Origin of the sequence: Nocardia implantans, assembly GCF_035544775.1 — a bacterium.
Lineage (GTDB): Bacteria > Actinomycetota > Actinomycetes > Mycobacteriales > Mycobacteriaceae > Nocardia > Nocardia implantans.
The window spans coordinates 824,029-837,883 of sequence record NZ_JAYKYQ010000001.1; the positions used below are offsets into that span (position 1 = coordinate 824,029).

The window sequence follows — 13,855 nt, forward strand, 5'->3', positions numbered from 1 at the left end:
ATTGATCAGTAGTTGGACGATGCGTACGTTACGGACATGGGCTGCTTCGCAACAACCCGTCCACGTCGAATATCGACGGTTCGCGGGGTAGCCGCTCGGTGTCGAAACGCTCGAGTAGCTCGGACGACGATGTCGCGGTGAAGCCGAGCGAACCGGCCAGTGCCGACACTACTTCCTCCGGCGTGTTGCCGAGCGCCAATCGTTCGCGGAGTGTCACCGCCCCATCCCGTTTCGCCAGTCGCCGCCCTTCCGCGTTGAGCACCAGCGGCACGTGGGCATAGTGCGGCACCGGCAGATCGAGCAGCGTCGCGAGGTATGCCTGCCGCGGGGTCGACGGCAGCAGGTCGTCGCCGCGCACCACCTGGTCGATGCCCTGTGCCGCGTCGTCCACCACGACGGCGAGGTTGTAGGCGGGGATGCCGTCACCGCGCCGCAGCACCACGTCGTCGACCGGGCCACGGTAGCGACCGTGCAGCTCGTCGCGCACTTCGAACTCGGTGATCGTGGCGCGCAAGCGCAGTGCGGCCGGGCGGCCCTGCGCGCGCAGCCGTTCGCGCTCCACGGGGAGCAAGGTGCGGCAGGTGCCGGGGTAGGCGCCCATCGGTCCGTGCGGGGCCGTCGCGGCTTTCTGGATTTCTCTTCGGGTGCAGAAGCATTCGTAGGTGAGCCCGGCGGCGGTGAGGCGTTCGATAGCCGACTCGTATTGCGGCAGCCGATCGGACTGGCGGACCACGGGCCCATCCCAATCCACGCCGATCGCGGCGAGATCCTCCAGCTGCCGCTGCTCGGCGCCGGGACGCACTCGGTCCAGGTCGTCGATCCGCAGCAGGAAGCGGCGGCCGGTGCAGCGAGCGAACGCCCAAGCCAGCAGTGCGGTGCGGAGATTGCCCAGGTGCAGGTCCCCGGACGGGCTCGGCGCATACCGGCCCGCGCCCGGCTCACTCATGGGCTCGCCTGATTGACGATGAGATGCGCACGTCGGCCATGGTAGAAGTCACGGCGGTCAGCCGCGCAGACGCGGCCGCAGGTCGTCGTCCGCCGGTTCGCCGCCCGCCTCCAGCGTGGCGAGCAAGGCTCGGGCGTGGGCGACCAATCCGGGCAGGTCGATATCGTAGGGCGCGCGCTCGCCTTCGGGCCGGTATGCCGTCAACCGCGACACCGCGCGGGCGAGCAGTGTACGCGCTCCCTTCGGATTACCGCGCTGTATGTGCGTCAGACCGACAGCGAACTGCGCGAGCGCCTGCCACAGCATCCGCTCGGCGAACGGTCCGTTCTTCCACGCGGCCTCTAAAACCTCGTGTGCGTTGAATGCAAGTCCCTCGTCCAGCAGTTGCTGGGCGAAGGTCAAGGTTTGCTGGGGTGGAAGATCGAGATCGTCCGGAATTCGGGCAACTCCGGTGCTGCCGGCAGGCAGTGGACGCCCGAGGCGGTCGCGCGGACGGGCATTACGGGCGCGACCTGCGTCGTCTCGATCGCGTTCGACCATAGGCTCCATCATGCACGGCCGCCGCTCCTTCGTCGACGCGGCCTCCGGAGGGAGGTGAATTGTCGGCCGATAACAGAGCAATCACATCCGTTAAAAACATTGTGGTACGTCAGTGTTTGGAATGAATGCCGGGAGTTGGCAATGTTCCCGCAACTCCGTTGCTTCGCAAACGTGTGTGGTTGCGATGATTGAATAGGCAAGAGCCGGGCAAACTTTCGAAGGACCTGCTAGTGTTACCGCGCGGGGACAGGCCCCGCGCGAGGTTAATTTCCTCTCGAACTCGATGTGCGATATCGACGCACCGGGAAAGTGTGCTCCGGCACGGGGTGCACCACGGGATTCGGCTTTCCAGTCGGGTACCGATGCTAGCTGGAACGATGTCAGGAGAAATCTCGCTCTCGACGCAGCAAAGGAGCTAGTGCCGTGGAGGTTGATTGGACGGGCGCTGTGTGGCGCAAGAGCACATACAGCGGTCCGGATGGGAACTGCGTGGAAGTCGCTTTTCTCGTCGACGGCAATGTCGCGGTTCGTGACACCAAGGACAGTGGACGTGGCCCGGTCTTGGCGTTTGCGCCGGGCGAGTGGGATGCATTCCTAGTGGGGGTCTCGACGGGAGAGTTCCGGCGCGGCTGAGTCACGCCGGAATCGCCTGAACAAGGCAAAGCGGGCCCCGGGTCGCATGGACTCGGGGCCTTCGCGGTTTTCTGTGCGGATTGTGCGCCGGCGCGGGTGGCCGCCGGATCATCGGTGCCCGGAACCGTTCCCGTTTCCGTTCGCCCGTTCCTGCACCTTGCGCAGCACGGCGAGCTGCTTGCGTTCCTCTTCGTGCTCGAGCTCGAAGTGCTTGACGCTCTCGTCGCGCGGATCCGCGCGCAGGAAGCTGCCGGTCCCCGGCTTGCCCGCCGCGCCGAGCCTGCTCATCTTCTTCGGCACGGGGGCGCCCTGGTAGTCCAGCGGAACCGGGTGGCCGTGCTTGTCCACCGGCCCCAGCGGCTGGTGCACCTCGATGTACTCGCCGTGCGGCAGGCGCTTGATCACGCCGGTCTCCACGCCGTGCTCGAGCACCGCGCGGTCGCTGCGTTGCAGGCCGAGGCAGATGCGGTAGGCCAGGAAGTAGGCGATCGGCGGTGCGAGCAGGATGCCGATGCGGCCTGCCCAGGTCGTCGCGTTCAACGAGATCTGGAATTTGTAGGCGATGATGTCGTTGACGCACGAGAGCGTCAGCACCACGTAGAAGGTGATCGCCATCGCGCCGATCGCGGTGCGAACGGGCACGTCACGGGGGCGTTGCAACAGGTTGTGGTGTGCGCCGGTGTCGCCGGTGAGCCGTTTCTCGATCCAGGGGTAGGCGATGAGGACGGCGAACACCAGACCCATGAGCATGGCGACCCAGAAGACGGCGGGCACGGTGTAGCGGCCCAAATACAGCTCCCACGGCGGCATCAAGCGCGCCATGCCGTCGGTCCACATCATGTACATGTCCGGCTGGGAACCCGCGGAGACCTGCGACGGGTTGTATGGCCCCAGGTTCCAGATCGGGTTGATCTGGAAGAGTCCGCCGAGCAGGCCGACGACGCCGAGGGTGAAGGCGAAGAACGCGCCCTGGTCGGCGGCGAACACCGGCACGATCCGGGCGCCGACCACGTTGTTCTCCGTGCGGCCCGGGCCGGGGAACTGCGTGTGCTTCTGATACCACACCAGCGCCACGTGCGCGGCGATCAGCGCCAGGATGATGCCCGGGAACAACAGCACATGCGCGATGTAGAGCCGCGGGATGATGATGTCGCCGGGGAAGTCACCGCCGAACATCAGCCAGTGCAGCCACGTGCCGATGATCGGAATCGAAATCGTGATCCCGGAGAACGCGGCGCGCAGGCCCGTGCCCGACAGCAGGTCGTCGGGCAGCGAGTAACCGAAGAAGCCCTCGAACATCGCCAGGATCAGCAGCAACGAGCCGATCACCCAGTTCGCCTCACGCGGCTTGCGGAACGCGCCGGTGAAGAAGATCCGGAACAGATGCACGATGATCGACACCGCGAACAGCAGCGCCGCCCAGTGATGCACCTGCCGGACGAACAGACCGCCGCGGACCTCGAAGGAGATGTTCAGCGCCGTCTCGTACGCCCGCGACATGGTCACGCCGCGCATCGGCTGGTAGGAGCCGTTGTAGACGACCTCCGTCATGGACGGGTCGAAGAACAAGGTCAGGTAGACGCCCGACAGCAGCAGGATGATGAAGCTGTAGAGCGCTATCTCGCCGAGCAGGAACGACCAATGCGTCGGGAAGACCTTGTTGATCGACCGCTTCACGAACGCGGCGGCCTTGTACCGCTCGTCCGCCTCATCGGCTTGGTTGGCGATTTTGCGAGCTAGATCTATAGCCATGGCCGACACCCCGCCTGGGTGAGTGGTATCCGGGTCCTACTACAGACGGTAGCAGAGCCGCGTGCCGGAATCGATGGGATTTTCCGGACGGAATTGTGGAACAAGATCATTCACATTGCCCGGCCCCGCGGACGTGACCGGATCCGAGTCGATATCGTTTTACTCGTGAGCGCGATGGCACCGCAGGACGCGACGATGTATTGGCTGTCCGAACGCACGCGCAACGACCTCTTTCTGTTGTATTGCTTCGCCGATCGCGGCCTCCCCACGGAGGAACTGCGCGCCGCCGTCGCAGAACGCAGCGCGCGCATCGCCGACCTACGGGTCCGGCTGCGCGAACTGCCCGTCGACCTCGATTACCCGCGCTGGACCCGATGCGAATTCGGCGCCGAGCAATTCATGGAACACGAACTGCCGGACCGCGATTGGTCGTGCTTGCTGGAGGCGCTCGGCGACCTGCTCGGCACCGGCGTCGATGCCGCCGTGCACCCGTGGCGGCTGCATGTGTTCCGTGCGATCCAGGACGCGCCCGGCCTGGAAGGCGAGCCCGCGCTGGTGGCGGTGCTCCAGATGTCCCATGCCCTGGCCGATGGGCGGCGGGCCGCCGCGATCGCGCGGGCGCTGTTCACGGAGGCTCCGCCGGTGTCCGACGGTGGAGTCCAAGCGGCGGACGAGTGCGCGAGCGCGCCGGGATCGTGGCGGCGGGGTTCCGCGTGGTGGCCGTCCACGCGAGATTTCGCGGCACGGGGGCGGGCGATCGGCGAGGCGGTGCCGTCAAGCCTGTCGTCGGCCGGGGTGCTGGTGAACTCGGCGATCGGCGTACTGCGTGCGCCGGTTCGGATAGCCGTCACAGCTATGCGCGGCTACCAGGCGTTTCGCGCGCAGCAGCGGCTGGCGGATCTGACCGCGTCGGGCGAAGTGCCGCCGCCCGCAGATGGTTTCCTCCCAACCGTGCTGAACAGATCTTCCCCGCAGGGCATTTCGCGACACGAAGCGCGGATGCTGGTGTTCCCGTCCGCCGACGTGCGGGTGCCGGGCCGCACCGTCACGGTCGTCGTCCTGACCGCGGTGTCGCTGGCGCTGGCCCGCTACCTGGCCGAGCGTGGCGAGCCGGTGGAGCGGCTGGGTGCGCAGGTGCCGATGGCTCTTCCCGAGGCAGCTCGCCCGCGCAACAACTATCGCAGCCTCGGCGTCGATCTCTTCGTCGACGAACCCGATCCGCGCCTGCGCGCCGACAAGATCGCCGCCGCGCTCGCCGACCGGCGGGTCCGCGCGCTGCACCCGCTGCTGGCCGCGCAGGATCGGGTCACCGCGGCCATGCCGGCCCCGCTGCTGCGGCGGGACGTGGATCGCTACCCCCTCGACACCGTCCCCGACTCGATCGCGGGCCACACGGTGGTCTCCAGCGTCGATCGCGGCCCAGCCGATCTGTCCTTCGGCGGTGGCGCCGTGCGTTTCACGGCCGGGTTCCCGGCCCTCGGCTCCGTCATGCATCTCACCCACGGCGTGCACGGCCTCGGCGACACCGTCACCATCTCGCTGCACGCCGACCCGGCCGTGCTGCCCGACCTGGACGCCTACGCCGCCCACCTCGGTGCCGCGCTGCGCGAAGCCCACCGCACGCGGGTCGAGGCGTCGCCATCGGTGTGACGAGCCCGCCGGTCAGGAACGGGCGAGGGCGGGCTGCGCCGCGGCCTGGTGCACCTCGGCGGAGATCTTGATGTCCAGTTCGAGCCGGGTGGCGTTGATGACCGAGCGTTCTTCCTCGACAGTGTTCTCGATCGCCCGCGACCACAGCGCCTGGATCTCGGTGATCTCTTCGGCGGTGGCCTCGCCGTCGAGTTCGATCCGGCGGCGCTGTGAACTGATGTTCAGCGCCGCGGTGAGCGTGCGCATCAGGTCCTCGCAGCGATTGGGGATCTTGCGATGCGACAGCACGCGCAGGTTGCTGATGTAGCCGCGCGAGCCGGTGATGAGCTGCCGGATCTCCGCGTCGACGTCATCGAGTTCGTCGGCCTCCCAGTGCTCGCAGTGCAGCAACTGCTGGCGGACATCGCTCGAGATGGACAGCACGGACGACACCGCGGTCAGCACCGATTCCCGCCGCCACTTGTCGTGCTCACGCCGCTCGGCCGCCGCGTTGGTCGCCTCCACGGTGCGCTGCGCCGCGTCCAGCGTGACCCGGTTCCGCTCGTCCGCGGCGGTGAGCGCCGCCCGGTTCGTGCGGTTGTTGACCAGCACGCCGACCAATGCCGCAATGGCAACGATGAGAGAACCGAAGAGCGGAAGCCACTGAGTCACGGAGAAGATCATTCCATCGGAATGGGAAGTCGCACAGCCCAGATCGGGCGAATCCGGCTCGTCCGGCAACTCGGGAGGAAATCCGACGGTGGACCGGCGTCAGCCGCGCGCGGCGCCGTCCGGCCACACGACGTCGACCGGCACGCCACGCTGACGCGCGAGTTCCACCACCGTCCCCGTGCCCGCCTTCTGCCCGGCATCGCCATCCCACACGGCGACCAGCCGGTCGACCGACCCGACCACCGCATCGTTGGCTGCTTCGTACGCTTCACGACCCGCGTTGTCGAAATCCATCACCCGCACCTGGGCCGCGCGCCGCACCAGCTCGTCGAACAGCTCGGCGTGAACCGGCTTCACCTTCCGCTCCCGGTAATCGCGGGACGGCAACACGACTTCGAGCCGACCACCCGCATCGAGTACCGCCCGCGCGAACACCGAATCGGCACCGCGCGCAAGGCAACTCACTCCGATCAGCTCGCTCGGATCGTGCTTGTCCAGCAGCGAACGCACCGCGTCGTACACCAACGGTTCAGTAGCCGCGGTGATGTTCATATGCCCGGTGACACCGATCCGCACCATGCGATGTGCTCTCCTATGCTGTCGCGGCAACCAGCGGCCGCATCCGCTCCGCGGTTCGACGACCGCGCCGAACCGCCCGTGTGGTTGTATACCTTCGCTGATCTCCTCGCGACATGGTTGGCGCTGATGCCGAACCGCGTCGAGGCTCGGCACTGTTGCAGCTGTGGCATCGGTCGGGCACCAGCAACCCGCGGCCGAAGGGACAGTCGGCATAGTCACGCAGATCCCCGACCCCAGCGTCCACACGGCCGCGATGGCGCTGGACTGCCTGCCGGGCGTGTGGCAGGCCAAGATCGTCATGCGGGCCACCTGGGACACCGGTACGAGCGAGGGACGCAAAGAAAGCGGGCCCGCCATCCTCCAGTGCTAAGTTCGCTCCGATGAAGCTGCTTGTTGTCAGTAGCGGCCCTGCTACGTGGTCGACTCGCTGGTTTCTGTTGCGCAGGGGGGACGCGGCCCTCGCATGTCGGCCTTCAGCGGCCCACCGATGACAATGCAGCGTGGCGGCCTGCTCGTAGACGTTGCCATTGGGGCGCTGCGCTCACGGATGCTTGCATCGGTGGCCCTGGATGGTGGGGAACGGGCTTCGCCCGGGCATCTTCTCAGTGCGTTCGGCCCCCGATGAGAAAAGGCCTGGTCGGAACGGGGTAAACCGTCCTGACCAGGCCCTTCTCTGGCGGAGGATAGGGGATTTGAACCCCTGAGGGCGTTAACCCAACCCGCGTTCCAGGCGAGCGCCATAGGCCACTAGGCGAATCCTCCGTGGAGCAGCATACCGGTAGCCCCCGGCCGGTCGCCAAATAGGTGGGGTGACGTGGGTGAAGTGCCTGGTCGCGTGGGGGTGGTGGACCCGGAGGATGGGTTTGTGGGCCGGAGGCGCTACACTGGCCGACGGATCCCGCGCGGCGCGCATCCTGTGAACCCCCCCAGGGCCGGAAGGCAGCAAGGGTCAACGGGCTCTGCCGGGTGCGCGGGGTCCCCTTTCGAAGGGCTTGCGGGGCGGCTCGCCTGCGTCGAGCCGGTGGGGCAGCGGTCCCCGCATTCCATCCCCGGATAACGCCTCCAATTCCGGGCGCCGCACGGGTAACGTGAACACCGTCCGCGGATGCACGTGCGTCTGCACGGACAACCTGTTCGGTCGCCGCCGCACATCGGTCCGGCCAACCCATCGTCCCTTCGCTGCTTGAAAGGCTGCCCAGGATGCCCCGGCAAACGCAGATCGGTTTGATGAGCCATGAGGAGCTCGTGCTCGAGCACGACACCCAGACCGCGAACTACGCGACGCTCAAGACCGAGAAGCTCACGCTGGACCTGACCAGGGGGAAACCTTCGCCGGAGCAACTCGACCTGTCCGCCGGACTGCTGAACCTGCCCGGCGACGGCGATTTCCGCGACGGCACCGGCACCGACTGCCGTAACTACGGTGGCCTGCACGGTCTCCCGGAACTGCGCGCCATCTTCGGCGAGCTGCTCAACATCCCGGTGGACAATCTGCTCGCGGGCAACAACGCCAGTCTCGAGCTGATGCACGACGTGATCACTTACGCGATGCTGTACGGCACCAATGATTCCGAGCGTCGCTGGGCCGCCGAGGACACTCTGAAGTTCCTGTGCCCGGCCCCGGGCTACGACCGGCACTTCGCGATCACCGAGGCGCTCGGCTTCGAGATGATCCCGATCCCGATGCGCCACGACGGCCCCGACACCCACGCCATCGCCGAGCTGCTGGCGAGCGACCCGCAGATCAAGGGCCTGTGGGCGGTGCCGAACTACTCCAACCCGACCGGCGTCGTCTTCTCCGAAGACGTTGTCCGCGAACTCGTCTCGATGCCGGCGGCGGCGCCCGACTTCCGGCTGTTCTGGGACAACGCGTACGCGGTGCATCCGCTCACCGACACGGCGGCCCCGGTGATCGACGTGCTCGGCTTGGCCGCCGCCGCCGGAAACCCGAACCGTCCGTTGGTGTTCGCCTCCACCTCGAAGATCACCTTCGCGGGCGCGGGCGTGAGCTTCATCGGTGGTTCCACCGCGAATCTGGACTGGTATCTGAGCCACGCCTCGAAGAAGAGCATCGGCCCGGACAAGATCAACCAGCTGCGCCACCTGCGCTTCTTCGGCGATGCCGACGGCGTGCGCGCGCACATGCAGAAGCACCGCGCCATCCTGGAGCCGAAGTTCGCCTTGGTGCTGAAGATCCTCGAGGACCGCCTCGGCGCGTCCAAGGTGGCCTCCTGGACCGAACCCAAGGGCGGCTATTTCATCAGCCTGGACGTGCTGGAGGGCACCGCGGCGCGGGTGATCGCCCTCGCCAAGGAGGCGGGTATCGCGCTCACCGCGGCCGGTTCGGCCTTCCCGTACCGCAACGATCCGGAGGACAAGAACATCCGCATCGCGCCCAGCTTCCCGAAGCTGCCCGAGCTCGAGAAGGCGATGGACGGCCTGGCCACCTGCGTGCTGCTGGCCGCCACCGAGAAGCTGCTCGGCAAGTAGGACCGCGAACGACTGACCGCCCGGCACGGCTTCCGTGCCGGGCGCTGTCATCTGTGTCGAAAGCCGGTGGCGGCGTCGGCACGCGGCCTATCCGGTTTCCAGCAGTTCCTTCAGCCGCGCCAGATCCGCGCGGTTGGCCCGCCGGATGGCCGCTTCCAGCACAGGCGCGGTCAGCTTCCGGAAACCCTTCGGCTCGCCGCGGTTGCGCAGCGTCATCCTGGTGCCGCCTTCCGGCGTATCGGCCCAGGTGTAGGTCGTCTCCATCGGAAACGGCCCCTGTGCGGTGCGCATCACCAGCAGGACGCAGGGCGTGTAGTCGACCACCTCGTAGGTATAGGTCAGCCTGCCGCCCAGGAAGTGGGCGACGAACGTCATCCGCGAGCCGACGCGCAGCGGAGGTTCCGTTTCCCAGGTGACGCTGTGGATGCGCGAGTACCACGCGGGCGCGTGCGCCGGATCGGCCGAATACGCGGCGACCAGCTCGCGTGATCGGTCGATCACGACGTCGGTCACCACATCGACGGCCATCGGCCGGGTCAGCGCGGTTTGTGCGCGAGGACGGCGAACATGGTCACCGAGAGGTGGATGTCGCCGCTGGCGGCGCCCGCCGCGAGGTCGGCGAGCAGTTGCTCCCGCTCGGCCTCGGTGATCGCGCCGCGCGCGACCGCCATCGCGGAGATCCTGGTGATCAGCGAGCCCGCGCCGACGCGGCGGTCCTGCACCAGAGCCTCCGAGCCGATGTCGTCGACCACCAAGCCCGCTTTGGTGAGCAGACCGGGCAGACGACGGCCCGACAGCGGATTGGTGGTGGCCGACACGAGCGTGTCGATCACCTCGCGGACGACCCGCCGGTCACCGGGGTGCACGATCGCGGTGTCCCAATCGCTGTCCACCACGACCACGCGGCCACCCGGACGCAGCACGCGCGCGATCTCGTTGGCCGCGCGGCCCGGGGCGGTGAGGTGCTGGAAGACGCGCTCGCACAGGACGGCGTCGAAGCTGTCCGCGCCGAACGGCACGCCGTAGGCATCTCCGGAGTGGAATCTGGCCGTGGAGCCGGCCTGGGCGGCGCGGCGCTCGGCGGAGGCCAGCAGCTGCGGGTCAGGTTCGACGCCGACCGCGCTGCCGTCCGGGCCGACCGCCTCGGCGAAGGTGATGACCTCCGATCCGGTACCGGAGCCGATGTCGACGGCGTGTTCGCCGGGCCGCAGCGCGAGCGCTTCGTGCGCCCAGGTGCGCAAGCGGCGGATGCCCGGCAGCGCGGCCTGGAGGTCGCGCACGTCGACGAGTTGGTCCTGACCTGCTCGGTCGAATCGATCGGGGCGCAATGCGTAGGTGTTCATGGGCCCGTGTCCATCCCTGGCCGTTGGCGTCGTCTTGGTGGGGGTCGCCGTCGTCTGAGGCATGGCCTGGAGCCTACGCGGCAGGTCGTCTACCCGCGCGTAGGCATTGTGAGTTGAGTCACTATGCAGGCCCGGCGGCGGCGACCCGGGTGCTGCCGCACCGTCGGCTCCGGTGAGATGATCGACCCGTCCCAGCACACCGAGCAGGAGGTAGGGCATGACGCGCACGCTGTGCTTGGCGCAGGACGCCGAAGCGGACCGGCTACTGACCGAGGACCATTTCGCCACGCTGCTCGGCATGCTGCTGGATCAGCAGTACCCGATGGAGCACGCCTTCCGGGGCCCGAAGAAGATCGCCGACCGGATGGGCGGGTTCGACATCCAGCGCATCGCCGAGGCCGATCCGCAGGAGTTCGAGGAACTCGCCGCGACCCCGCCCGCGATCCACCGCTACGGCCGGTCCATGGCCAGGCGTGCGCAGGAGCTGGCTCGCTACGTCATCGAGCACTACGACGGCAAGACCGAGAACATCTGGACCGCGGGCGACCCCGACGGCAAGGAGGTGCTGCGGCGGCTGCGCGAACTCCCCGGCTACGGCGAGCAGAAGGCGAAGATCTTCCTGGCCCTCCTGGGCAAGCAGCGGGGCGTGCGGCCGGAGGGCTGGCGCGCCGCGGCGGGCGCGTACGGCGACGAGGGCTCGCGCCGTTCGGTTGCCGACGTCACCGACGCCGAATCCCTGGCGCAGGTAAGGGAATTCAAGAAGCAGGCGAAAGCGGCGGCCAAAGCGAAGTAGTTCCGTGCTCGTAACTCCCCGGTTGCCTATTTGAAATCGCCCTGCGTTTTTTCCTCGTTCTCGCAGAGCCGTTGCCCGATGCTTTTGGCTGGTACGGCTCCACCTGAGATGAGGGATTGCAGGACATGAGGATGAGGAAGCTCGCCGTGGTGGCGGCGCTGGTGACCATTGCGACCGGAGTGGCCGCTGGTACATCCGGCGCTGCCCCGGCGGAAGAAAGTACGGAAAGCGCGATCAATTTCACCGCGCACGCGACCGATACCCAGTCGATCATCGAAATCGACGCGGGCTCGCTGGTGGTCGAGAACGAGGTGCTGGAGGTCAAGGCCTCCAACGGTACCGTCCTCGCGGCGCAGCCGCTGAGGTTTCAGCTCGAGGACTTCGAATTCCCCATCGCGGCAGCGGTTTCCGGCCGCACCGCCACGCTGACGCCCGTGTTCGACCGGGAACACGCGGTCTACAAGCCGGTGGCCCTCCCGTACGAGGACAAGGCGCCGTGGAAGACCGAGTACGACCGTGAGGTCGCCGCTTGGACTCGCCTGACCAGCACGATCTCCGCCGGAGCCACCATCGGAACGCTCGTCGGCGGCCTGGCCGGCGGCGCCATCGGCTGCGTGCTCGGCGGCATCGCGGGCGCGACCGTCGCCTCCGCAGCGATCGTCGGACTGTTCGGCGCGTTCATCCCTGCCGCGGCCATCGGCTGCCTCGGCGGCATCATCGCCGTCGGCGCGCTCGGCACGCTGGCGGGCCAGATCCTGGTCACCGCTCCGGTGGCGGTCGCCGCCGCGATCCAGTACTTCGCGACGATCAATCAGCCGTTCGTCGCTCCGAAGTAATCCTTCCGCGTGAAAAGACTCCGCTCCGTCCGGGTTCCGGGGAGCGGGGTCTTTTTGTGTGCTCGCGACCTGGGGAAACAATGTGCGGGTGCACACAACGGCGCGTCGAGGGTTGGTGTGTCATGGATATCGGTGTTAATTTAAATGACATGTCTGCCGGCCGATCGAACCTCCTGCGCGTCACTTACGTGACCGCCGCGCTGGGTCTGCGGCTGCCGTTGACACGCGAACTGTGTCGTCTCTCTTGCTGCAGCTGAGCTGTTTTTCCTGCTCGTTTGCTGCCTCGCCGCCCATGTAGGCACGTCCCGTTCGATTACGGGACTTCAGCAAGGATCTGCACAATGTCCCTTCCCACCCTCGAACGATCCGTCTCCAGGGTTGCGGGCAGCCGTACCCGCGTCCAGCGCCCGGTTGTCGCCCCCGAACTGCGCATCGGCGACAACCCGGCGGCCGCGGTGCTGCGCGCCGCGACCGGTGGCCCCGTCTCCCGCGACAACGCCGCCCGCACAACGGGTTTGAGCATCGCCACGGTCAACCGCCAGGTCTCCGCCCTGCTCGCGGCCGGCCTGCTGCGGGAGCGCCCCGACCTGACGGCCTCGGGTGCGGTAGGACGCCCCCGCGTCCCCTTCGAAATCGATCACGAGGCGTACCTGACCATCGGCATCCACATCGGCGCCGCGGTCACCAAGATCGTCGCCGCCGATCTGCGCGGCCGCATCCTCGGCGGCCTTGCCATCGCCACCCCGCAGACCGGCCAGGAATTCGCCACCGTCACCGTCGCCCGCAGCGCGAAGGCGTTCCTGCAGCGCTGGCACCGGCGCAAGGCGCTGTGGGCCGGCGTGGCGATCGGTGGCCGGGTCGACCCGCTGACCGGCGTCGTCGACCACCCGAAGCTGGAATGGCGTGGCGCGCAGGTCGGTTCGGTGCTCGGCGAGGTGCTGGAGTTGCCCGTCTCGGTGGCGCCGCACGTCGAGGCGATGGCGGGCTCGGAGCTGTTGCTGCCCACAGTCGAGCCGAAGGACCAAGCCCGCGTCGAGCGCGGCAGCAGCCTGTACTTCTACGTGCGTGAGACCGCCGGTATCGCAGTGACTTTGGACGGTCGCGTGCACACGCCGAGCAACGGCCCCGGCTCGATCGCGCACCTGCCGACGGGTTCGGACGTGGAATGCGCCTGCGGGCGGCGTGGCTGCTTGGAGGTGACTGTCGGTGATCGGTCGCTGCACTCCAGGGCCGTCGGCCGCGGCATCATCCCGGCGCACAACGGGACCGCGGGCTCGACCATCGCGGATCTGTACCGCGCCGCGGAGGCCGGTTCGGAATCCGCGCGCGAGCTGCTCGCCGAGCGGGCCACCATCCTCGGCCACACCGTGGCGATGGTGCGCGACATGCTCAACCCCGATCGGGTCATCCTCGGTGGCCAGGCGTTCACCGGCTACCGCCCCGCGGTCGCGCATGTGGCGCGGGCGTTCAACCAGGGTTCGACGCTGCCGCCCACCGATATCCGGATCAGCGGATTCGGCGGCAAGGTCCAGGAATACGCCGCCGTGGTGACCTCGCTCAGCGTCCTCTACGCCGATCCGCTGGCCGCGATCCGGCGCACCGCGGCGATCGACTGAGCAATACGACGAAAGGGCGACCGGAC

14 protein-coding genes, 1 tRNA gene and 1 other RNA gene are annotated in these 13,855 nt (G+C 67.8%); 8 read left to right on the forward strand and 8 right to left on the reverse strand.

Translation table 11 applies throughout. The annotated features are described in order from the left end of the window. Positions 1-28: 28 nt before the first annotated feature. Together gluQRS and U3653_RS03700 are read right to left on the reverse strand one after the other, a co-directional pair. Positions 29-946, reverse strand: coding sequence for a tRNA glutamyl-Q(34) synthetase GluQRS (gene gluQRS / locus U3653_RS03695; protein WP_195079777.1), 918 nt, complete (start codon positions 944-946; stop codon positions 29-31). A gap of 57 nt (positions 947-1,003) precedes the next feature. Then, on the reverse strand, positions 1,004-1,486 hold the full coding sequence (locus U3653_RS03700; protein ID WP_195079778.1) for a DUF309 domain-containing protein: 483 nt from the start codon (positions 1,484-1,486) through the stop codon (positions 1,004-1,006). Between the two features lie 447 nt (positions 1,487-1,933). On the opposite strand from U3653_RS03700, the gene U3653_RS03705 reads away from it, so the two are divergent. Then, positions 1,934-2,119: a DUF397 domain-containing protein gene (locus U3653_RS03705; protein ID WP_435406541.1), complete on the forward strand. Its 186-nt coding sequence runs from the start codon at positions 1,934-1,936 to the stop codon at positions 2,117-2,119. Positions 2,120-2,227: 108 nt separating this feature from the next. Here the strand turns inward: U3653_RS03705 and qcrB are convergent, their stop codons facing one another. After that, on the reverse strand, positions 2,228-3,871 hold the full coding sequence (qcrB, locus tag U3653_RS03710) for a cytochrome bc1 complex cytochrome b subunit (protein WP_195079780.1): 1,644 nt from the start codon (positions 3,869-3,871) through the stop codon (positions 2,228-2,230). Positions 3,872-4,045: 174 nt separating this feature from the next. Here qcrB and U3653_RS03715 point away from each other — a divergent pair, with 174 nt between their 5' ends. After that, complete coding sequence (locus U3653_RS03715; protein WP_323124481.1) at positions 4,046-5,521, forward strand: WS/DGAT domain-containing protein; 1,476 nt, start codon at positions 4,046-4,048, stop codon at positions 5,519-5,521. 12 nt (positions 5,522-5,533) lie between these two features. On the opposite strand, the gene U3653_RS03720 is transcribed toward U3653_RS03715, so the two are convergent. Together U3653_RS03720 and U3653_RS03725 are read right to left on the reverse strand one after the other, a co-directional pair. Next, entirely contained in the window at positions 5,534-6,172 is a 639-nt protein-coding gene (locus U3653_RS03720; protein WP_195079782.1) for a hypothetical protein, read from the reverse strand. A 99-nt stretch (positions 6,173-6,271) separates the two neighbouring features. Continuing rightward, complete coding sequence (locus U3653_RS03725; protein WP_323124469.1) at positions 6,272-6,724, reverse strand: type 2 periplasmic-binding domain-containing protein; 453 nt, start codon at positions 6,722-6,724, stop codon at positions 6,272-6,274. Between the two features lie 190 nt (positions 6,725-6,914). Between U3653_RS03725 and U3653_RS03730 the strand changes: the two genes are divergently transcribed. Further along, positions 6,915-7,121: a hypothetical protein gene (locus tag U3653_RS03730; RefSeq protein WP_195079783.1), complete on the forward strand. Its 207-nt coding sequence runs from the start codon at positions 6,915-6,917 to the stop codon at positions 7,119-7,121. Between the two features lie 304 nt (positions 7,122-7,425). Here the strand turns inward: U3653_RS03730 and U3653_RS03735 are convergent. Continuing rightward, a tRNA-Ser gene (locus U3653_RS03735) sits at positions 7,426-7,513 on the reverse strand. A 128-nt stretch (positions 7,514-7,641) separates the two neighbouring features. On the opposite strand from U3653_RS03735, the gene ffs reads away from it, so the two are divergent. Next, positions 7,642-7,736, forward strand: an RNA gene (ffs, locus tag U3653_RS03740) — signal recognition particle sRNA small type. 215 nt (positions 7,737-7,951) lie between these two features. Continuing rightward, a complete protein-coding gene (locus tag U3653_RS03745) occupies positions 7,952-9,241 on the forward strand; it encodes an aspartate aminotransferase type Ic (RefSeq protein ID WP_195079784.1) in 1,290 nt (429 codons plus the stop codon). An 87-nt stretch (positions 9,242-9,328) separates the two neighbouring features. Here U3653_RS03745 and U3653_RS03750 read toward each other — a convergent pair whose 3' ends face one another. After that, on the reverse strand, positions 9,329-9,769 hold the full coding sequence (locus U3653_RS03750; RefSeq protein WP_195079785.1) for an SRPBCC family protein: 441 nt from the start codon (positions 9,767-9,769) through the stop codon (positions 9,329-9,331). Positions 9,770-9,777: 8 nt separating this feature from the next. After that, entirely contained in the window at positions 9,778-10,584 is an 807-nt protein-coding gene (locus U3653_RS03755) for a methyltransferase domain-containing protein (protein WP_195079903.1), read from the reverse strand. 217 nt (positions 10,585-10,801) lie between these two features. On the opposite strand from U3653_RS03755, the gene U3653_RS03760 reads away from it, so the two are divergent. The 3 genes from U3653_RS03760 (at position 10,802) to U3653_RS03770 (ending at position 13,829) form a co-directional block, all read left to right on the forward strand. Further along, positions 10,802-11,377 carry an HhH-GPD-type base excision DNA repair protein gene (locus U3653_RS03760; RefSeq protein ID WP_195079786.1) on the forward strand — a complete coding sequence of 192 codons (576 nt, stop codon included), beginning with the start codon at positions 10,802-10,804 and terminating at the stop codon, positions 11,375-11,377. 125 nt (positions 11,378-11,502) lie between these two features. Next, positions 11,503-12,213: a DUF8020 domain-containing protein gene (locus U3653_RS03765; RefSeq protein WP_195079787.1), complete on the forward strand. Its 711-nt coding sequence runs from the start codon at positions 11,503-11,505 to the stop codon at positions 12,211-12,213. 341 nt (positions 12,214-12,554) lie between these two features. Beyond that, positions 12,555-13,829, forward strand: a complete 1,275-nt coding sequence (locus U3653_RS03770; protein ID WP_195079788.1) for an ROK family transcriptional regulator — start codon at positions 12,555-12,557, stop codon at positions 13,827-13,829. Positions 13,830-13,855 lie beyond the last annotated feature (26 nt).